12 protein-coding genes are annotated in these 20924 nt (G+C 43.3%); 7 read left to right on the top strand and 5 right to left on the bottom strand.

The features are described from left to right. Positions 1–45: 45 nt before the first annotated feature. The 4 genes from ACM0OZ_RS19300 to ACM0OZ_RS19285 form a co-directional block, all read right to left on the bottom strand. Positions 46–1335 carry a cytochrome P450 gene (locus ACM0OZ_RS19300; RefSeq protein WP_414584436.1) on the bottom strand — a complete coding sequence of 430 codons (1290 nt, stop codon included), beginning with the start codon at positions 1333–1335 and terminating at the stop codon, positions 46–48. A 15-nt stretch (positions 1336–1350) separates the two neighbouring features. Then, on the bottom strand, positions 1351–3540 hold the full coding sequence (locus tag ACM0OZ_RS19295; protein WP_414584435.1) for an AMP-binding protein: 2190 nt from the start codon (positions 3538–3540) through the stop codon (positions 1351–1353). A gap of 1242 nt (positions 3541–4782) precedes the next feature. Then, positions 4783–7254, bottom strand: coding sequence for a hypothetical protein (locus ACM0OZ_RS19290; protein ID WP_414584434.1), 2472 nt, complete (start codon positions 7252–7254; stop codon positions 4783–4785). Positions 7255–7514: 260 nt separating this feature from the next. Then, entirely contained in the window at positions 7515–8954 is a 1440-nt protein-coding gene (locus ACM0OZ_RS19285; RefSeq protein ID WP_414584433.1) for an RNA-guided endonuclease TnpB family protein, read from the bottom strand. Positions 8955–9014: 60 nt separating this feature from the next. On the opposite strand from ACM0OZ_RS19285, the gene ACM0OZ_RS19280 reads away from it, so the two are divergent. From ACM0OZ_RS19280 to ACM0OZ_RS19265, 4 genes are all read left to right on the top strand, one after another. Next, positions 9015–9200, top strand: coding sequence for a hypothetical protein (locus ACM0OZ_RS19280; protein WP_414584432.1), 186 nt, complete (start codon positions 9015–9017; stop codon positions 9198–9200). A gap of 118 nt (positions 9201–9318) precedes the next feature. Beyond that, complete coding sequence (locus ACM0OZ_RS19275) at positions 9319–9591, top strand: hypothetical protein (protein WP_414584431.1); 273 nt, start codon at positions 9319–9321, stop codon at positions 9589–9591. Beyond that, positions 9588–11330 carry an ATP-binding protein gene (locus tag ACM0OZ_RS19270; protein WP_414584430.1) on the top strand — a complete coding sequence of 581 codons (1743 nt, stop codon included), beginning with the start codon at positions 9588–9590 and terminating at the stop codon, positions 11328–11330. The genes ACM0OZ_RS19275 and ACM0OZ_RS19270 overlap by 4 nt, the downstream gene beginning before the upstream one ends. A gap of 258 nt (positions 11331–11588) precedes the next feature. After that, the gene (locus ACM0OZ_RS19265; RefSeq protein WP_414584429.1) at positions 11589–13763 is read left to right on the top strand and encodes a single-stranded-DNA-specific exonuclease RecJ; all 2175 of its coding nucleotides are present in this window, start codon (positions 11589–11591) and stop codon (positions 13761–13763) included. A 67-nt stretch (positions 13764–13830) separates the two neighbouring features. Here ACM0OZ_RS19265 and psb30 read toward each other — a convergent pair whose 3' ends face one another. Then, a complete protein-coding gene (gene psb30 / locus ACM0OZ_RS19260) occupies positions 13831–13962 on the bottom strand; it encodes a photosystem II reaction center protein Ycf12/Psb30 (RefSeq protein ID WP_414584428.1) in 132 nt (43 codons plus the stop codon). A gap of 146 nt (positions 13963–14108) precedes the next feature. Between psb30 and ACM0OZ_RS19255 the strand changes: the two genes are divergently transcribed. The 3 genes from ACM0OZ_RS19255 (at position 14109) to ACM0OZ_RS19245 (ending at position 20720) form a co-directional block, all read left to right on the top strand. Next, on the top strand, positions 14109–14459 hold the full coding sequence (locus tag ACM0OZ_RS19255; RefSeq protein ID WP_414584427.1) for a YkgJ family cysteine cluster protein: 351 nt from the start codon (positions 14109–14111) through the stop codon (positions 14457–14459). Positions 14460–15255: 796 nt separating this feature from the next. Further along, positions 15256–18093, top strand: a complete 2838-nt coding sequence (locus tag ACM0OZ_RS19250; RefSeq protein ID WP_414584472.1) for a PAS domain S-box protein — start codon at positions 15256–15258, stop codon at positions 18091–18093. Between the two features lie 476 nt (positions 18094–18569). Next, on the top strand, positions 18570–20720 hold the full coding sequence (locus ACM0OZ_RS19245) for a PAS domain S-box protein (RefSeq protein WP_414584471.1): 2151 nt from the start codon (positions 18570–18572) through the stop codon (positions 20718–20720). The last annotated feature ends 204 nt before the right edge of the window (positions 20721–20924 follow it).

The following is a 20924-nucleotide window of genomic DNA, read 5'->3' as shown; positions in this document are numbered from 1 at the left end:
GGGTTTTGACTTTGATCTCTCAATGTTGCAATTGATGGCTTGGTTTTATTCAGCAGTTTCTGGCGTAAAGGCAATGGGGAGAGCTTTCAGACCGCGTAAAGTGACATTATTTCGCCACTTCAGCTTGTCTGTAGATAGCTTCAGGGCAGGCAGTTGTTGCACAAGTGTGTTGATGGCAATTTCAGCTTCGAGCCTTGCGAGTGCTGCACCCAAACAATAGTGGATACCGTCGGCAAAAGACAAGTGAGTGTTATCTTGTCGTGTAATATCGAGGTGATCGGGATCAGTAAATCGGGCAGGATCGCGGTTTGCAGCTCCCAAGGAAACAAAAACTTTCTCACCTGCTCGAATGGTCACACCATTTATATCAACGTTTTCAGTTGCTACTCGTGTGGTGAGTTGGATTGGGCTATCGTAGCGCAGCAGTTCCTCCACAGCTCCTTGAATGAGCGTTGGTTGCTGTTTCAGCTTTTGCATCTGGTCCGGGTGACGCAACAGGGCAAGCATACCGTTGCCTATAAGATTTATTGTGGTTTCTTCACCAGCAACAAACAACAGCATACACACGGATACAATTTCTTCTTCACTGAGCTTCTTATCCTGTTCTTTAGCTGCAATCAGGGTACTCAGCAGATCCTGTTGAGGTTTTTTTTGTCGTTCTGCAATCAGGCTTTTGAAGTAATCCGTGAACTCCAAGGCAACTTTATTCATCCGCTCATAGTCTTCCAGAGACCTGAGTGGATCTAAAACAGAAGACAGTTCATCAGTCCAACGATGCAGCTTGGAGCAATCCTCAATCGGCAGACCCAGCATTGCGGCAATGACCTTGACAGGTAATGGGCAGGCAAAATCGGACATAATGTCCATAGAACCCTTGTCCCAAACTTTGCTAATCAGTTCGTCCGCTACTTCCTGGATTTGGGGACGCAAGCGTTTAACGCTTGCAGAAGAAAAGGCTTTGCTAACCAGACCTCGTAGCCTGGTATGGTCGGGCGGATTTAAATAGATTAACCATTTGCCAGTGGCTTGTACAAGTCCATTAAAATCCCCCTGCTCCAGGTAATGGCTTCTCTGTTTTATCTTTTTTGGTGTTGCACAAATGCAAAAGCGAGAATCGCGCAAAACTGCCTTGGCATCAGTGTAACGAGTAAGTAGCCACACACCCATAAAGGTTCGGTGTACAGGTTCAAAACAGCGGAGGTGGTGGTAAGTGGGATAGGGGTCAGCTTGAAACTCTGGGTCGAGAGGATTAAATTTGAACGCTTTTGCTGCTCCTGATTTTTCAGTCTCAAAAGAACTAATAGCTCGGTGGTTGAGATTGGTAATAGACTCCATTTTTTAGATTTCTCCTCAAACACCGATAAAAGAATCTTCACGCTGCTGGTGGCATTCTGCTTCTAGATATTGAGCTAGCACTTTGATATTGGGGTACTCCCAAAAAATAGTGGGTTCAAGTTGACAATCTAGCCATTCAGCTAATTCGCCCGTCAAGCTAATTGCTACTGCTGAATCTAAGCCATATGTGGCAAAAGGCTGTTGAATGTCTATCTCATCGGGAGATACTTTTAGATATAAGGCGAGATGAGAAACAACCCAGGTTGCGATTGGCTCCGCCAGTGCCCCTTGGGCAATCGCTTCTTCTGTAAAAGCTGGTTTGAACGATTTTCCATCGGTCTGCGACTCATCTTTTGAATGCATTGAGTCACATTGGGCTTCTGCTTCTTGTTGGAGTTGTAGTAAGTCTATTTGTTGAAGGCTTGCTGTCCAATCTCCGACAACATCCAAACTTCCATTCAAAAAACCATCCCGACAAGCTAGGCGCTGAATCTTACCACTGGATGTTTTCGGGATACTGGCTGTCTTCAGTAGCACAACAGCATAAACTTGTAGCTGGTGCTGCTCGGACACCGCTTGACGAATAGCCCTAACGACCTCATCTAGATCTAGCTTTTGTAAGTAACTCCGTTCTACCTCTTGAACAATGACTAACCGTTCAACACCTTCTACCTCCACAGAAAATGCAGCCCCGCAATTCGGTCGCAATGCTGAATGACTCTTTTGGATTGTCAATTCAATATCCTGGGGATAATGATTTTGCCCCCGGATGATAATCATGTCTTTGATACGACCCGTGACGAATAACTCGCCATCAAGTAAAAATCCTAAATCTCCCGTGCACAGAAACGGTCCTTCTGTTGTGTCTTGCAGTTGTGCATTAAAAGTCTGTTGAGTTTCCTGAGGTTTTTTCCAGTAGCCACCAGCCACACTCAGTCCCGAGACCCAGATTTCTCCTATTTGTCCATCTCGACACTTAGTTAATGACTCAGGGTGAGCAATGACAATTTTTTGGTCTAAGGGGCTTCTACCCACACCAACAATTGCCCTGGTATCCTCTTGGTCTGCTGTAGCAGTCTCTACCAAGTTTTGCTTTAAAGCTTTATCCTTAACGAAGCGAATAACTGGTGGATCTGTTTTCAAACCCCCAGACACAATTAAAGTTGTTTCAGCCATTCCGTAGCAGGGGTAAAAAGCACTTCTTTTAAAGCCGCAATCTTCAAAAGTGGCTGAAAACCGCTCAATAGTTTGGGCAAGCACAGGTTCCGAACCACTAAAAGCGACCTCCCAACTACTCAAATCCAGTTGAGATCGCTGTTCGTCCGTAATTTTGTCAACACACAGGTCGTAAGCAAAATTGGGTCCACCGCTGGTAGTCGCTTTATATTGAGAAATAGCTTTTAACCAGCGAAAAGGCTTTTGTAGGAAAGTCTCTGGTGACATCAGTGTCACCGGAAAAGCCCCATATAGGGGCTGTAGCACTCCACCAATCAATCCCATATCGTGGTATTGAGGAAGCCAGATGACACCATGACTGTCAGGCGTATGCCCAAAACACTTGTGAATTAAAGCAGAATTGTGCAACAAATTGCCATGACTGACCATCACTCCTTTGGGTTTCCCTGTCGAACCAGAAGTGTACTGGAGAAATGCCAGTGAGTTGCTGGTTATCTCTGGTTTCAACCAATTACTTGCAAGGTCGTTACTAATATCATCAGTTGCTATACATTGCAAAGCTGCTAATTCTGGTTCTTGTTTCCAGCTTTGCGCCAAGTTGGTAATCACGGATGTGGTGGTGAGTGCCAAAGTTGCCTGCGCGTCTTGTGCAATAGCTTGCAACCTTGTCATGCGCTGATTGCGGCGTGGTGGATATACAGGAACAGCAGTAACACCTGCATACAGACACCCGAAAAAAGCCGCAATAAATTCCAGTCCTGGCGGGTATAAAAGCAGCGCTCTTTCTCCAGTAGCTTTCATGCTCTGTAAGAAAGCAGCAAGCGATAAGCCGGAGGCTTGACGCAGAGCGTATCGCGCTTTTTGGTCTAATGCTTGATAAGTTAAGCTAACTTCTTGTGTTTCTCCATCTACCAAAAAGGTATATGCCACAAGCCAAGGTTGCTGTAGTGCTCTTTTGCGTAACAGGTCAACCAAAGTCGCTTCACTGAAAGTGGGTACTGAAAATAATGAAAATAAATTATTGTCCATCAACTCTCCTGCCTCGTTATAAGCATCAGTAAAGTGAGAATATTTGTACAAGCTCGAGCGGGTTTTTCTCGACACTCTTGAATTTGTGTAGATCAGTTAGTCCTAGTGCATACAAATAAAGAGTTTTTCGGCGTTGTTAGTCACAAAAAATTTCTGTAGCTTTCAGCGGTTTGGCAAAAGCCTGGAGTTTAGACTAGTTTCTGGTTACAAAAGCAAATGAGAGCGATTTTTAAAATTAGCGATCGCCTGAACAAGCAGAAGTCGTGATTCTCTCTATCGCTTACGCTATTTTCTCATTTTAATAGTAATTTATTTTACATTTATTCACGTAGATTTTTCTCGAACTGATGTGATTTTTTTGTACGCTTTATTCCCATACTCCTGGTTTATCCCCTAGGTGCAAGATCTAAGTAACCCCACTACCACTCTGAAGAAGTGTATTAGTTGAGTCGAAAATCGATAGGGACGTGGAATTGCTAAAATTCGCGCTGAATGCGAAATCGGCAGCCTGAGCGGATGAAACTGCAAACACAAAGGGAATCGATGAACAAGTCACCATCGCAAGCAATACAGGGAATTTTGGAAGTTTCATGAATAACACGTCGAATTCTTGAATAAATAAACGCGATTTCTCTAGAAATCTCTAGGTAGATGCCTATTCTTTCGTTAAATCCGGGAATCAGAATTTAGGGCTTCTGATCTCTGAATTTATCGTAGTATCGGTTATGAACCTTAACAAACTTGATTAGCAATCTCTACATAGGTAGTGACGCAAAGCTGATCGTTTGAAAAGTTAAAGTGTCAGAAGAATTCGGCCAATAATTAAGCTTTATTAATTCAGTGTTTATCTAGGCTGTAACTAATATGCATCAAGTTACAATATTGTAATAAAGCAGTCAACGATTGATACACAACTTCCTACTTTTTCCTACTTTTCCTACTTTTCCTACTTAAGCTAGAAAACTATAAAATAATCCTGCATTAAGAGATGATTTATAAAGTAAACCTTAAATTATAGGGTGCGTTATGGCAACGCTTAACACACCGAGAAAGATGGTGCCCTGCGGCTAATCCTCAATCTCTCAAACTCCGAAATCCTTGCATAGCCGCAGGACACCCTACTTAATATTTACTTTATAAATAGGCTCTAACAGTTAGCAAAAGCTATGTACTGAATCTTACGGGTAGTCGTTCAAGATGCATAATGTGAGTTTTGACAAATATTCTGTACAAGTTGCCCTTCTATTTTTGCAACCCAATGGCTACATCTGGTAATGTTTTTCCATCTCCATTCACAAAAGCCCAACGACTAATCACTCGTCCTCCGTTTTCTAAGCCTCCTGATAACCATTGTGGTACAAAGCCATAACCCCCTTCTTCCAATTGTCCTGATTCAATAGTCCAGAATTTTTTACCTTTATTTCCTCCATTGATACGCCATGCAAGGTTAGGGAAATAATAATCTCCTGATTTTAAGGAGTTTAATTGTGACTTTAATTCGGGGATTGCACTCAAAGAAATCGCTCCCTCATAAATCGTCTGATTACCAGAACGACTAAATTGTATCTTTCCTTCTGCTCCACCTGATGGAGTCGCATTCATTTTCATCAGAGGCGGATTCAGAGTTGCATTGGTTGGATAATATCCCTGATGATTTGTACCAGGAGCACGATATCTCCACAACTCACTGTTATTTCCCGTACTATACGTAGCAAAAAATTCATAATCTACATCTGCAGCCAAAGCCTTTTCATAAAGCAAGTGACCTTTTAGCAAGTCATCAGGATTATTTTTCGTGCAATCGATATTAAGAAATAATCCATCTCTATTATCATCACCTTTAGCACCATCAACTCGATTTTTTCTGAACCATTCAAAACTAGGATTAAATGGAGGAAATGGCGCATGATTATCGTCTGCAACTTCCCCAGCAAAATACAAGTTATTCGCATCCCATGCTACTTTGAACTTATATGCTCCATCGCCCATAGTTGTTGCAATGACATCAGACCAGTCATTCAAATTACCATCTACATTTATGGTCTTCTTTGGAGCATACGCTGATTGTATTTTCCAGGAACCTGTTTGCGGTGATGATTTTCCATTTATTGATAAGGAGTAGGTAATGTTGTAAGTATTATCGCTATTTGTAGAGAAGGAATTGATTGGGAAACTAATATTTTTTTGTTCGCCTGGTTGTAAATTTTCAAATCCTATACTGTTTGTCGCTAAATTCCATCCATTGGGAGGAGTTATTGTTAGTTTTCCGCTACGAGGTTTGTTGACAACATTTTCAACTTTTATATCAATTGTTCTACCTTTGATAACAGGCCCTGATAAAGATAATGGTGTGATTTTGACTTCCGTTTTTAATTGAAAATTCGCATTCTGCAATATCTGCTTTAACTTGGAAGCTGGCATATCAGCTACTATATATACAACTTCTACTGGATTCAAAGGAATGTTATTCAAATTGTTGATTTTATTTCCTCTGTAATCGTAGGCTTGTACATCTACGCCATTCATAGACATAGTCCCAGAATACTCATCAGAAGGAAGATTTCCTTTCGCCTGACTACCTCCATTGGGATTCCAAGGATTACCTATCTTACCATAAAATGGACCATTAACAAATACCGCTGCTCTCGCACGCTTATCTGCTGAATAATCGTTTTCAAAAACGATTCCCCACATTGATTTTGAATTAGGAAATACATCATCTACTATTTTGGTTCCTTCCAAAACCCGAGTCATAGTTTTATATGCATCCTTCGCAGGATTATTGTCTTTAATATCGTGCATTCCATGTCCACTCCAGTTAAACCAAAAAGCTCTTACGGGTCTTTGAGCATAATGACCAGCTAACATATGTAGGAGGTAACTGGAGGGTATCGTACGAGCTACCCAGATGTCTTTATCTGAGGAGAACATCTCAGTATATGTTCCAAACTCTGTTTGCCACGCTCCTGCCTTACCTTGTGTCTTAGAAAACTTTTGATCTAATTTTAATTGCATCAATGTACTATGGAAGGCACTCGGACCAGGAAAAGCATATGCATGGTTTATAGAGCCATCCACATACCCTATATCATTCCCCTGACCATACATAATATCTCTGCTATATGCTACAGAACCTCCACCAATTAAATTAACATTTGGAAAATCAGCTTTTACCTTTTTCCAAATTCGTTTAATCATGTCTCTGTATTCTTCCGCTGTTCCACCGTTCCATGCCCATTCATCAACCCACGGTTCATTCCAATGCTCATAATTAGGCATCAAATCATGAGTAGCGGCTACCCAGTCATAAAATTTTTGTATATAAGCATCCATGTTTTTTGGAGGACCTAATTTGTCCTCTTTCCAAGGAGATGGATAAAAAGGAGTTTGTAATGTAGATACCCCATAACTTTTTAAGGTATTTATTCTGTTTCTCAAGATTTTAGGATCACCATTCCAGCGGTCAAATTCTACTTGTATACCACGAACCCATTTGATTCCAAGCTCTTGAGATACTGGACCGACAATCTTTGGATCACTATAACCAAATGCTAAACCGAAGGGAGAATTGGGAGCTAAGCCAGTGTACCTTGGAGGTAATTGTGCATAGCTATAACTTTTTAGGCTCAATAATAAGCACAAAAATCCTACAAGTAAACTTTGCCCTAAGTACCTCAAGCAGACTTTTAAAGCAAGTGTTTTTTGTTTTTTCATAGAGATTAAATATTCAGTAAAATAATAAGTTTTTGCTTGCCTTTTTGTTGTATTGCAGTAAGCTTCTGCGTGGACTGGAGTGTTTTATTTTTCTATTTGTAGAAGATTAGTTGCAATTGCACTCTAAATATAGACTGAAATTGAGCCACTCCGCGCTCTAAAGAGACGCGGATTCAGGCAGAGGCATTTCTAACTTGTTGCTCTTTACAGCTATCTGGTTAGAGTTTCTGCCTTCGTTGGAGACCCGCTCCGAGGGAGAATCAGACTGCCTGCTTTGGGACGCGCTTACGGGAATTGCGGGTTAAATGACGTTGCCACGCCTCCAACAAGAGCGGTTCCACTCCTGGATACTCGTTTACAGCATCCTGCAATGACAACTTATCCTGATTTACGTACCTACTCAAAAATGCACTAAACAAATCTCGATGATGCTCTGGGATGCCCGTTACATCACGGTGAACTCGTTCAGACAATGACTTTTTGATGCGACTGCCGTCTAAATGAGTTTGAGACAGTGCTGTCTTTTGAGTAGAGAACTTGATGAACGAACCGCCAGCGTTTTCAGCTTTACGTTTCAGTTCTGATTGAACAAATCCAGGGGACTTAACAGCTATGGCTTTACCATATCGCTTTTGCCATCCCTTCACGCTAACGTTTTCTGTTTTGATGTTCTTGCCATGCCTCAAGATTTCGTTAACAACACGACGATTTTGAGACTTGGTATATGCTGTTTTACGACGCTCTAACTCACGTTTCTTCTGTGCGGTTTTACGATAATTACCAGACTTTTTCCACTGACGTTTACCTTTTTTGGGCTTACCTTTTTTGATAACAGTCTTACGTCCTTTACGTGCTTCAAAGTCCGATTCAAAGTTATCAGGATTTAAGCCACGTTGGGAGCGTTGCATCTGTCGTTGTAACCTGGTTATTTCCTTTGAAAAGGTCAGAACTTTATCCGCAAAGGGTAATAAATCAGCATGACTATCAGCAACAAACGCAATGTTAGAAACGTTCAAGTCAAGCCCAACTAATCCATCAGAAACATAGTTCTGTGGTTTCTGGTAGGAAATACCTTCCAAAACAATCTGTGCATACCATCGACGTTTCCCATTGAGTTCACGCCGAATGATGCGACAATATTTGACTGGGCAAGACAAACCATGCTTGATAACTTCATTGTTAAAATCAATAATTGCGCTTAATTCTAGTCCCGCCCAGACAACCCGGTCATCTTTCCATCTAATACCTTGCTTATTGGTCTTGCCTTCAACAGAACGAAACCGACTTTCGACCTTAAAACGCACATCTTTAGCTTTGCCAAATAAAACACGCTCAACAGCCTTAAATGCACGTGTCGCTATCTTCTGTTGAGTGTTAGAATCAACTTTTTCGGCTATCCACCTTGAGTCCTTTGCGGCTCTATTAGCGTAGGATTGTAAATCGTAATCCGTGAATCGGTATGCTTCACGTGCTTTGCTAAAAGCGTCACTGCGCTCTTTTTTCCTATCTCGCGAAATCTTTCTAGCTAGTTGATATGGCTCGGATTTGCGTACTAATCCCATCCTTGTTTTTGCTTCTCCAAGCACATTGTTGTACAACCTCATGGCTGCATTAAAACGTGCTTGCAATTCCGAATCTTGCTTGCTATCTACCTTTAAAGGTAGTTCTAAGACAAATGATGGTTTAGTACTTCGTGGCATAACTTGCAATCACCTCCTTTGTTTGTTAGTCTATATCTAGTTTAGTCATCACTTCTAAATATGTCAACAGGCAAAGGTAAAAAAAGAATTAGAAATGTACCGATACTGTACGATGAAGTCAAAAAAAGACACGGCATCCTGTTAACAGATACCGCGTGGGCATCGTTAGTTAGTGCAGCTAAAAAAAACAATGTTAGTGTTAGTGAATTAATTGAAGTTTGGGCAAGAAATTGTGACGCTGAATAAATGAGGGCGCGTCGCATTTGGGCCCCGATTTAAAAATGCGGGGCGTGACCTCGCTCCCGCGTTATTTTCGGTGTACTTTTGGGTGAAATGGTAACAGCGGTTTTCTTTTAAGTGGGCATTGACCAATATCTCAAATGTCCATAACATTGGCGATCGCCCCACGGCTATCCAAATAACGCGCTTCGCTCATTTTTGTGAAAAGCCGTGGAGTGGGCTTTCTGCTTTCTGCTTTCATTGTTATGAGCGCCAAAGTACAACCGCTCATATCGCAACAATAGACCGCTTCCGAGGTGAACTGCGTTCCAAAAATCTCTCCAAGTATAAATGCAAATGCTCGACTCAACCATCGACAATGGAAGCTGAAGTGATCGCTGCGGAAGATACGACGTGAACGGAGACGAGTTTGTTAAGCAGATTCAAGACTTGCAGAAACGCATGGCTGAACTGCAACAGAATGCCAGCCAATTACCTTTAAAGCAACAAAGTCAATTGACTCAAGACCTTGAGAGATTGAGCCATGCTTTGAGGGAATTGCAGGTAACTGAGGAAACTATCCGGCCTTTGCTGTCTGCGGTACAGCAATCCAAAGATTCAATTATCATTACTACAGCAAAACTCGATCCACCGCACCCTAAGATTGTCTTTGTCAATCCAGCCTTTAGCCAGATGACTGGTTACACGAGTGAGGAAGTGCTAGGCAAAACTCCACGTATACTGCAAGGTCCCAAAACTGATCGTGGGCTGCTAGACGATTTACGTCAACATCTATCTGAGGGAATACCTTTCCACGGCGAGGCAATTAACTATCACAAGGATGGCACGGAATTTTATATTGAATGGCATATTACCCCAATTCGTAATGTCAACCAGATGATCACGCATTTTGTTGCCATTCAACGAGACATTACCGCTCGCAAACTCATGGAGCAAGAACGCGATCGCCTGCTTGAACGGGAGCAAGCGACTCGTGCTGAAGCAGAAGCGGCAAACCGAATCAAAGATGAGTTCTTGGCAATGCTCTCACACGAATTGAGAACCCCGCTCACCCCAATTTTAGGCTGGTCAAAGCTGCTGCAAACAAACAAGCTATCGGAAGCGAAGCTTCAAGAAGCACTCGTCAAGATTGAGCAGCATGCCAAACGTCAGGCGCAACTGGTCGATGACCTGCTTGACCTCTCGCGGATCATACAAGGCAAATTAGCACTCAATTTGACTTCAGTCACACTAGTCGCGCCGATTGCTGCTGCTTTGGAAACGGTTCGTCTAGCGGCTGAAGCGAAGTCAATTCATATTAAGACGATGCTTGACGTGACTGTGGGACAAGTCATCGGCGATGCAAACAGACTGCAACAAGTCTTCTGGAACTTGCTTTCAAATGCGATAAAATTCACACCAGAGGGCGGTTGTATTAGGGTGGAATTAGAACGAGTGGATCGCTATGCTGAGATTGTAGTTAGCGACACGGGACAGGGTATTCATCCTGACTTCCTACCGTTTGTGTTTGACCGTTTCCGGCAGGAAGATGGTTCCATCACGCGCGAATTTGGGGGCTTGGGCTTGGGACTGGCTATCTCCCGGCAACTTGTGGAAGCTCATGGCGGAACGCTCGTGGCAGAAAGTCCTGGCGTTGGAGGTGGCGCAACCTTTACTATCAGACTACCTTTAATGACGAGTTCCCAACAAACAAACTTAAACAGCGAACTGCCCAAGCCATCCCTGGATTTGACTGACATAAAAGTCCTGGTGGTAGAGGATGACGCTGGTACGTGGGAATTTGTCGCCTTCGCACTCGAACAGTATAAGGCTGATGTCACCGCAGTGGCATCGGCAACTGAGGCGCTAGAAGTACTGGCAAACCAGAAGCCAGATATACTTGTGATCGATATTGGAATGCCAAAAGTGGATGGCTACACGCTGATACGTCAGATTCGAGCAATGACGCCAGAACAAGGAGGAATGATTGCGGCGATCGCCCTGACGGCTTATGTAAAGGAGCATGATCAGCAACAAGCACTTGCGGCTGGTTTTCAAAAGCATGTCCCTAAACCTGTTGAGCCAGCTCAATTAGTTGCAGTTGTTGCCCAACTTAGTGGCAAAGAGAATTCACGGAGACTAGGGACTAGGGATTAGGGACTAGGGATTAGGGATTAGGGACTCTTTACTGGAAGGAATTAAGGACGGGGATTGCAACAGTCCGCCCTATTCCAGAGATTGGAACAATTCTGCGGGGATTTTGGGTAAAGCCCCAATCCCTAATCCCCAATCCCTAATCCCCAATCCCCTGAGTTGGGCTACACAGGCAAGGAACACTTTAGGATTTGTGGTTTAATCATAAGAATCAGCGCTGTCATAAAAAAGTTTTTGCAACACAATCATTAGTTTCACACTGTGTTAGACCAATCCACGCCTGAATTTTCCCGTCTTCATCGACGACTACCTGATCAAAGGTGGCAAATTTCCCCTCAAAAAACAGAATTGGCGCAAAAGTTAGCCCAAACCACGAATTTACCGCCCTTAATCAACCAACTGTTGATAAACCGGGATATTGAAACAAAAGAACAAGCGCAAGCTTTTTTAAATTCAGGAGATTTGATCTTACCTTCGCCTTTGGACGACTTTCCTGATTTGGCAATGAGTTTGGAGTTGTTGGAGTGGGCGATCGCCTCTCAACAAAAAATCGCCATCTGCGGTGACTACGATGCTGATGGAATGACAAGCACTGCTTTACTTTTGCGTAGTCTGCGTTGGTTGGGCGCTCAAGTCGATTATGCTATTCCCAGTCGGATGCATGAAGGCTACGGTATCAATAAACGCATTATTGAAGAATTCCATAGCGAAGGCGTAGGATTGATTCTGACTGTGGATAATGGTATTTCAGCGTTTGAACCAATTGCCAGAGCCAGAGAACTTGGTTTAAAAGTTATTATCACCGACCACCACGACATTCCTCAACAATTACCCCCAGCTAACGCCATTCTCAATCCGAAACTTATACGAGAATCTTCACCTTATCGCGGTATTGCTGGTGTTGGCGTCGCCTATATTTTGGCTGTATCCCTCGCCCAAAAACTAGGACAGGCTAATGATGACATATTAGCTTCGATGCTGGAACTGTTTACGTTGGGAACCATCGCGGATTTAGCCCCCTTGACTGGCGTTAACCGCCATTGGGTAAAAAGTGGTTTGCAGCAGTTACCCAAATCTAAGCTTGCTGGAGTACAGGCGCTGATTCAGGTGTCTGGGGTGCAGGCGAGTCAAGGACAAGGGGAGCCAGCACTGCGGGAGGGTTTCCCTCCGCAGGTGTCTGGCGTGGACGAATCAATTCAAAATACCCTACGGGAAGCCGCCCAGGGGGCGTCTACAAAATCTAAAATTCAAAATTCAAAATCTCTCAAGCCGGAGGATATTGGCTTTCGATTGGGTCCGCGAATTAATGCAATTGGTCGGATTGCTGACCCACAAATTGTTATAGAATTGCTGACGACTGACGATATGGGAATAGCGCTGGAAAGGGCTATGCAGTGCGAAGCCATTAACCGCCAGCGTCGGGAAATGTGCGAGCAAATTGAGCAAGAGGCAATAGAAATCGTAGAAACAGAATACCTTGCTTGTCTACCACAAGACCGTGTACTAGTCATTGTGCAACATAACTGGCACCACGGTGTGATTGGTATTGTTGCTTCTCGTTTGGTGGAACGTTACGGTGTGCCGGTGTTTATTGGTACCTTTGAGGATGAAGAACACATTCGCGGTTCAGCGCGTGGAATTCCAGAGTTTCATGTATTTGATGCTTTGGAATATTGTCAGGACTTGCTTGGCAAATTCGGCGGACACAAAGCTGCTGGGGGATTTTCTTTACCATCAGAGAATTTGCAGGGCTTGCGATCGCGTCTGAGTGAGTTTGCGAACTTTTGTCTTGAACTCCAGCACCTCAAACCACTTTTGAAAATTGACACTCAAGCCAACCTCAATCAAATTCATTACCAGCTTTATCAACAGCTTAATGTTTTGCAGCCTTGTGGTATCGAAAACCCAGATCCAGTCTTTTGGACACCCAATGTTCAAATCCTTGAGCAACAAATTGTGGGCAAAGGTCATCTCAAGTTAACCGTATCACAAACTATTGATGATTCCCCGTCCAAAATTAAGGCGATCGCTTGGCGCTGGCGTGACTATTTTCCTCTACCACCGCGACTTGATATTGCTTACAAATTACGAGAAAATCACTTTAATGGCAACACGACTATAGAGTTGGAGTTAGTTGGCGTTAGGCTCCCAACTCAGTCTCACATTTTTTTTGCTTCACCAGCAACGCCGTTAAGAACCACCATTCAGTACAATCAACGGCACTACAACTGTGGTATCTATAAAAATGGCTCTGTACCAGAATTAAGAATTGGATATCCCGAAGGCAAAATCTTAGCTGTTGAGCTAGGACGTACTATCGCCTTGTTAGGAACCAATCGTCAAGAGGCTATAGAGGTTGATGTTTCTCAACCCGAATACAACATGATCATTCAAACTGCGCTTCAAGCTTTATCAGTTCTCAACAACGAGTACTGAGTTGCGAATCATTTCTATTCAATACGCACGGGCGCAATGGCGTGCGCCCCTACGTACTTCAGCCCTCTTATAGGTCGCCGTTGCGAAATGCCAGCACAAAAATGACCGCTGGACCGGCTAACATGATGAGTGCGACAGAAACGAGCTGGAAAATAACTTCCCAATGAATGTTGCCTAAAGTATTGGTTAAAGCTTCCATTTGTCCTCCCAAAGGAAATGATATAACTGCAAATCCCGCAATTGATCATATCCGGCGATCGCCCACTCTCTTTAATTTACTTAACAAAATTATAGAAAACACTATAAAAATTAAAAAAATAGTACCGTTTAGAACAGGTTTTAGTCATGGCAACTTGGCAATGTGTTAAGCAATGTGGAGCCTGCTGTCATCTTGATCCAGCAGATCGTCCAGACATATACGAGTATTTATCACCAGAGGAACTGGAATTGTATCTGAGTATGGTAGGTGAAGGAGGATGGTGTGTGAATTTCGACAAAGATTCGCGAGAATGTCGGATTTACCCAAACCGTCCGCGATTTTGCCGTGTGGAACCAGAGGTGTTTGAGGAGATGTACGGTATTTACCCGGAAGAGTTGAACGATTTTGCCATAGAGTGCTGTTATCAGCAGATAGAGGGGGTGTATGGTGATAGAAGTCTGGAAATGTTACGCTTCGACCAAGCAGTAGGTATTTGACAAGAATATCGGTTGTTTAGAGCAAGGTTGATGTTGTCAAGGATCTCTGGTGATAAATCGGATGAGAGAATTGGATGCGGCGGATCACCTTGCTTGGGCATTATTAACTAAACGCTAAATCATTCGTGAGAAACAAGATCCCCGACTTCTTTGAGAAGTCGGGGATCTGTGGCTTTCAATTCTCACAAATCTGCGGAGGAGTCCTATATATAACATTTAAATTAACGTGAGTTCGATAGACCTCTCCCACCCAACCTCCCTCTCCTGCAAGGAGAAGGAGGAGCTATGTAAAAATCAGAGTTTTAAGCCTCTCCCCTTGTAGGGGAGCCAGTGCGTTGCGGTGAACCAGCGCTGCAGGAGGGTTTCCCGACAGCCAGGCGACTGGTGAACCCGAAGGGGGGTTCCCCCCGTTGAAGCATCTGGCGTGAGAGGTTTGGAGAGGGGTCAAATCAAGATACATCGAACTCACGTTAAATTACATTATCGGCTGCAAAAACTCAATTCGCTTAATGTCTCTGAAATTCCACTCGTGCAAGTGGTTCATCCAATTGGGTGAATGCGAAATTGAGCTTGAGAATATAACCTGAAAAAAGAACTCGTTTTATAAAAATTTGTTCGGTGAATATGCAAATACAGGAAAACTACCAAAAAGCTGACAATAGTCTTTCCTGATACATGAATGACTTGTGAATAAAAAGCTTAGAGTGTGAATGAAACTGTGAAACTGCTGTATACACCCGATAGTCAACAAGGAACATTGCCGTTGCTGGAAAGAATTGCTGCCAATTTACCGGGGATGATTTTCCAGTTCTTGAAGCGCCATGATGGATCAGTGTGTGTTATCTACGCGAGTTCTGGCTGTAGGGAACTGTTTGAATTGGAACCAGAAGTGCTGCAAATAGACTTTCAAGCGTTGAACAAACTCATTCATCCGCAGGATGTTCAAGCTTTTGAAGAATCTATTGCCATCTCTTGTACTACGGGAGAACCTTGGCACTGGGAAGGTCGCATGATCACAAACAGTGGTAAACTCAAGTGGATTCAAGGGACTTCTCGCCCAGAACAACAACCATCAGGAGACATGATCTGGGATGGGTTGTTCACAGACATTACAGATCGGAAGTTAGCACAGGAGAAGTTGCAAGAAAGTGAGGCACACTACAAGGCAATTTTAGATGCTATCCCCGATTTGATGTTTCGCATTAGTCGTGATGGTGAATATCTCGACTTTAAAGGTGAGGGAGCAAATGTTACGATTCCCAGAAATGAAATCGTTGGAAAAAATTTGCAGGATTTATTACCTGTAGATGTAGCCTTAAAAAGCCAAAAGGCAATTGCGAAAACTTTAGATTCAAAAACTTTGCAAACTTGCGAATATCAACTGCCAACGCCTTTGGGAATGCGAGATTATGAGGCGCGGTTGGTTGTCAGTGGGCAAGACGAAGTTTTGGCAATTGTGCGCGATATCACAGAACGCAAACAAACGGAAGTCGCCTTGAGAAATTTGGCTCAAAAGTTTACCAAGGTTTTTCGTTCCAGTCCCAATCCTATATCCATTAGCACGCTGGCAGAAGGACGCTACATAGAAGTTAACGACAGTTTTGTGAAACAGGCGGGTTATGAACCACACGAAGCGATTGGTCGTACTGCTTTTGATTTAAATATTTGGGTGAACCAGAGCGATCGCACCACTGTGTTGCAAGAATTGCAAAAACATGGGGTGATTCGCAACATGGAATTTGAATTCCGCCGCAAGTCCGGTGAGATACGTACTGGGCTGTTTTCAGCGGAAGTCATTGATTTGGATGGGATTCCCTGCTTATTATCCGTGAATCATGATATCACCGAACGCAAAAAAGCAGAAGTTGCCCTACGCGAGTCCGAGGAAAAGTTTTCTAAAGCCTTTCGTTCCAGTCCTAACCCAATTACCATCCTGACTCTTAAGGATGCCCGCTATGTCGAAGTCAACGATACTTTTGTGCAAATCACCGGCTTTTCTCGGGAAGAAGTGATTGGTCGTACCCGCAACGAGTTGAATTCGTGGGTTAACCCATCTGATTGCGCCAGAGTAGAACAAATGCTGCAAGAGCAGGGATTTATTCGCAATTTAGAAACGGAACTTTACACAAAGACTGGTGAGGTCAGGGTGGTGCTGTTTTCAGCTGAGGTGATTACCTTGGGCGGCGAGCCTTGTATGCTTTGTGTGACTAATGATATCACAGAACGCAAGCAAGCGGAAGAATTATTGCGTCTCTCCTCAAAACGCGATCGCCTCTTGGCTCAAACGCTATCACGAATTCGTTCCTCACTCAACCTAGACGAAATTCTGCAAACTACTGTCAACGAAGTCCGGCAATTTTTGGAAACGGATCGAGTTTTCATAGCATCAAAGCAGGCTCATAACCCATCCGGAGTTCTTGCTGAATCAGTCAATCCTAAGTATCCATCAGTCCTCAATTGGAGAAATGAAGATAAAACTTTTTTGCAAGAAATCAAAACAGTCCTGAAAAGCAATCAGGTACGTATAGTTGAGGATACCACACAAATAGCAGCATCTCCTAAATTAAAAGCGGTCTATAAACAATTTCAAACCAGAGCAACCTTGGCTGTACCAATTATGCAAGGCGAGGAGTTGTTTGGTGCGTTAGTTGCCAACCAATGCAGCGAACCGCGCCATTGGACTGCTATAGAAATTGATTTACTCCAGCAAATGTCGCAACAGGTGGCGATCGCCATTCAGCAAGGACAACTTTATCAAGAATTGGGGCAACTTAACACTAACTTAGAACGTCAAGTAGAAGAGCGTACTGCACAGCTACAGCAGAAAATGCAGGAACTCCAAGAACTCAACAGGGTAAAAGATGTCGTTTTGCACACCGTTTCCCACGAACTGCGGACTTCTGTGATGGGTAACTTGATGGTGCTAAATAATTTGCTCAATCGGGGACTAGGGACTAGAGACTGGGGACTAGGGACTGGGCAAGAATCTAACATACAAACAAATCAACTAGCAAGCACTTCTTCCTCTTCAGCAATCGCCAATCGCCAATCGTTAATTCCTGTGCCTTGCTCAATCATCGAGCGAATGATTCAAGGGAACGATCGCCAACTGGAGATGATTGAATCACTGCTGGAACTTCATTCAACTGAAGCACAGGGAATTGTCCTGCATCGTGAGGTCGTTTCATTTAGCTCATTGGTTGGTACAATTATTAGAGATTTAGAGCCAATGCTGACACAACATCACTCAAGTGTGACAAATTTGGTTCCAGACGACTTACCCTTAGTGATTGCCGATCCGGCGCATCTGCAGAAAGTTTTTGTCAATTTGTTGGCTCATAGCTGGCAACACAATCCACCTGGAGTCAAGTTTACCTTGAAAGCCACAGTGGAAACAGGAATGATTCGCTGTAGCATTCAAAATGACGGTGTAGGTATGAGCAAGTTGGAGTGCGATCGCCTCTTCGATTTGTATGTGCGCGAACCGCAAGCCCGTTGTTCAACAAGGATTGGCTTAAAAATGTATCTTTGTCGGCAAATTATTAGGGCACAAGGTGGTGAAATTGGTGTCAGTTCCAACCGTAAGCGTGGGTTAACCTTCCACTTCACATTACCTCTGGCAACTCCACCCTAAGATGTTAATACCGAGTTGCGTTCAATATCAATTGTTGAAGCGACAAGGGAGATAAGGGAGATAAGGGGGACAGGGTAAGATGTATGAACGCAACTTCAGTAGACAGGGAGAAATAAATCGAGATGTATAAAGATTTGTAAAAACGCCGCAAACCCTTATTCATGACTAATGACTAATGACAAAGATGTACAGACGCGCTGAATGAAAGCGTCTCTACAATGACTAATATTTAATTTTATGGGGTGATAAGGAAAAGTTAGGCGTTGCTGAATTTAATCATGAAATATGATTGTAGTACGATGTTCAATTTCCAGCAAATCCCTGTAGAGACGTTGCATGCAACGTCTCTACATCAATGATAATTTTGAAATTCATATCTTGATTCAGCAACGCCAAAACTTAAATACGAGGGTGCGATGGCAAAGACGAAGAAGGTAAAAGCCTTCCTTGCTGTGGGAAAATTTGGTCAGAGGCTAATGGCGACCGTATTTAGAACAGTACAAAACTGTTTGAAACAAGCTTTTTCTGTCACCAGTTCTCATGGTGATGCCATTTCTGATTACGAAGCTTGGCGCGATTGGGCTTTAGCCCACTGCGCTCCGCGCAATCGCTTTTTGTGGCAAAGATTGAATTTGGCATTGTGGATCGCGTTAATCTTGGTCTTAAGCTTTACCTTTCGAGACATTTACGACGCTTTATTCCACCTGAAGGAGTTGGCACAAATTCCTCAGGAGCTGAAACGCCTTGTACTTGTTCTAGATGCTGCTATAATGCTAAGTCTACTTAGCTGCTTAGCGCTTCATAGAACTCAATTCGGTCGTCGTCATCCGGGGTTTGTCTTCCTTGGCTTATCTTGGTCAATAACTCTAGTTGAGCAAATTTGGGCAACACTTAACAATTTCGCCCTACCTGATATTACCGCTTGGTTCTTGGTGTTCCTCTCTCAAGCCACACTCATACCAGTTCGCTGGACTTTGCACCTTATATCTCAACTGGGTGTGCTGGTTTACTATTTCGGCGTGAATCCAGCACTGGGACTAAAGCTACCACCGCCGGATAGCGATAAGCCAATATACAATGTGACGATGATCTTAGCCGTGTTTTGGTTTTGTTTCATCTGTAACCTAGGCGTATATCTGTACGATCGCCTGCAACACTCTGAATTTTTCGCCCGCAGAGAACTGGAAACAGCATACCAGAAGCTAGGAGCTACGGAAGCGAAATACCGCAGTATTTTTGAAAACGCAGTTGAAGGTATTTTCCAAAGCACGCCCGATGGACGTTACATTACAGCAAATCCCGCCTTAGCACGTATTTATGGATACTCTTCTCCAGAAGAAGTCACGGCATTCACTGATATTGAACATCAACTGTATGTTGATCCCAATCGTCGCGCAGAGTTTATGCGCTTGATTGAAGAGTATGGCAGTGTAGATGAATTTGAATCCCAAATCTATCGCAAAGACGGCAGCATTGTTTGGATTTCTGAAAAAGCATACGCAGTCCGCGATGAAAACGGAAAACTTCTTTACTACGAAGGGCTGATTGAAGATATTACCAAGCGCAAGCAAGTAGAAGAAGCGCTACAAGAACAGTTAATTTTTCTACGAGTTTTAATTAATACTATACCAACTCCTGTTTATTATAAAAATGCCGAAGGCGTATACGAAGGGTGTAATAAGGCTTTTGAGGAAGACTTAGGTTTGAGTAAAGAGCAGATTCTCGGCAAGAGCGTGTATGATATTGCACCAGATGATTTGGCTGACAAATACCATCAAGCGGACATAGAGTTATTTAAGCAACGGGGAATTCAAAGTTATGAAGGTCCTGTTATTTATAAGGATGGCAGTAAGCATGATGTCATATTTTATAAAGCAACATTTTCCAAGGCAGATGGAACGCTTGGCGGTTTGGTGGGAGTGATTTTGGACATCAGCCAGCGTAAGCGCACAGAAGAAGCACTACGAGTATTTTTTCACGCAGTTTCCCATGACTTACGCAACCCAGTACTGGGAACTTTGATGGTTCTGAAGAATTTGCTTTCTCGTCCAGAGGAAAAAATCTTGCTTCCTCGGTCGATTTTAGAACGGATGGTGCAAAGTAGCGATCGCCAACTCAACTTAATTAACTCATTGATGGAGGCGCATGTCAGCGAAGTCCAAGGTGTTGTTTTGCAACGCCAAACCGTGCAGTTGCATACGGTGGTAGAAGCAGCGATCGCAGACTTAGAACCAATGCTGAGAGAAAATCAAGTTATTTTGACAAATTTAGTTGCAGCAGATTTACCCTCAGTCAATGCCGATTCCACACAACTGTGGCGAGTGTATTCTAACTTAATTGTCAATGCTGTCAAACATAATCCCCCAGGATTAAGCATCACCTTGGATGCTACTGTTGAAGGTGATAAGATGTGTTGCACTGTTTCTGATAATGGTGTGGGCATGAGTCAGCAACAGAGTGAGCATTTGTTTGACCTTTACTTTCGGGGTGGCAATGTCCGCAATTCTTTGAGTTTAGGATTGGGGTTGTATCTGTGTCGGCAAATTATCACAGCACACGGTGGTGAAATTGGTGTGAAAAGCGCCCAAGGAGAGGGGGCAACATTTTGGTTTACTTTGCCAGTGTAGGATATGGGTGAGAGGTTAAGGTTATGGCGCTTGTCAATCGGTATATTATTTGATCTCGCGCAAAGGCTTTTTGCACTCCCGAACTTTTTCTTAGTGTTCTTCTTTGCGTCTTCGCGCCTTTGCGCGAGACAAAATAATATTTATGCAATCTTGTCTATTGAAAAAGAAAGACCGTAAGGCGTATCGTTAAGAATGGCGATCGCC

Origin of the sequence: Scytonema sp. PCC 10023 (assembly GCF_963920835.1) — a bacterium.
Classification (GTDB): Bacteria; Cyanobacteriota; Cyanobacteriia; order Cyanobacteriales; family Nostocaceae; genus Kalymmatonema.
This window is presented reverse-complemented; position numbering and strand designations above follow the sequence as displayed.

What these genes read in the sequence shown, in the direction of transcription:
- ACM0OZ_RS19300 (WP_414584436.1), bottom strand. Translation starts at nt 1,335, where the DNA reads ATGGAGTCTATTACCAATCTCAACCACCGAGCTATTAGTTCTTTTGAG.
- ACM0OZ_RS19295 (WP_414584435.1), bottom strand. Translation starts at nt 3,540, where the DNA reads ATGGACAATAATTTATTTTCATTATTTTCAGTACCCACTTTCAGTGAA.
- ACM0OZ_RS19290 (WP_414584434.1), bottom strand. Translation starts at nt 7,254, where the DNA reads ATGAAAAAACAAAAAACACTTGCTTTAAAAGTCTGCTTGAGGTACTTA.
- ACM0OZ_RS19285 (WP_414584433.1), bottom strand. Translation starts at nt 8,954, where the DNA reads ATGCCACGAAGTACTAAACCATCATTTGTCTTAGAACTACCTTTAAAG.
- ACM0OZ_RS19280 (WP_414584432.1), top strand. Translation starts at nt 9,015, where the DNA reads ATGTCAACAGGCAAAGGTAAAAAAAGAATTAGAAATGTACCGATACTG.
- psb30 (WP_414584428.1), bottom strand. Translation starts at nt 13,962, where the DNA reads ATGGAAGCTTTAACCAATACTTTAGGCAACATTCATTGGGAAGTTATT.
- ACM0OZ_RS19255 (WP_414584427.1), top strand. Translation starts at nt 14,109, where the DNA reads ATGGCAACTTGGCAATGTGTTAAGCAATGTGGAGCCTGCTGTCATCTT.
- ACM0OZ_RS19250 (WP_414584472.1), top strand. Translation starts at nt 15,256, where the DNA reads ATGATTTTCCAGTTCTTGAAGCGCCATGATGGATCAGTGTGTGTTATC.
- ACM0OZ_RS19245 (WP_414584471.1), top strand. Translation starts at nt 18,570, where the DNA reads ATGGCGACCGTATTTAGAACAGTACAAAACTGTTTGAAACAAGCTTTT.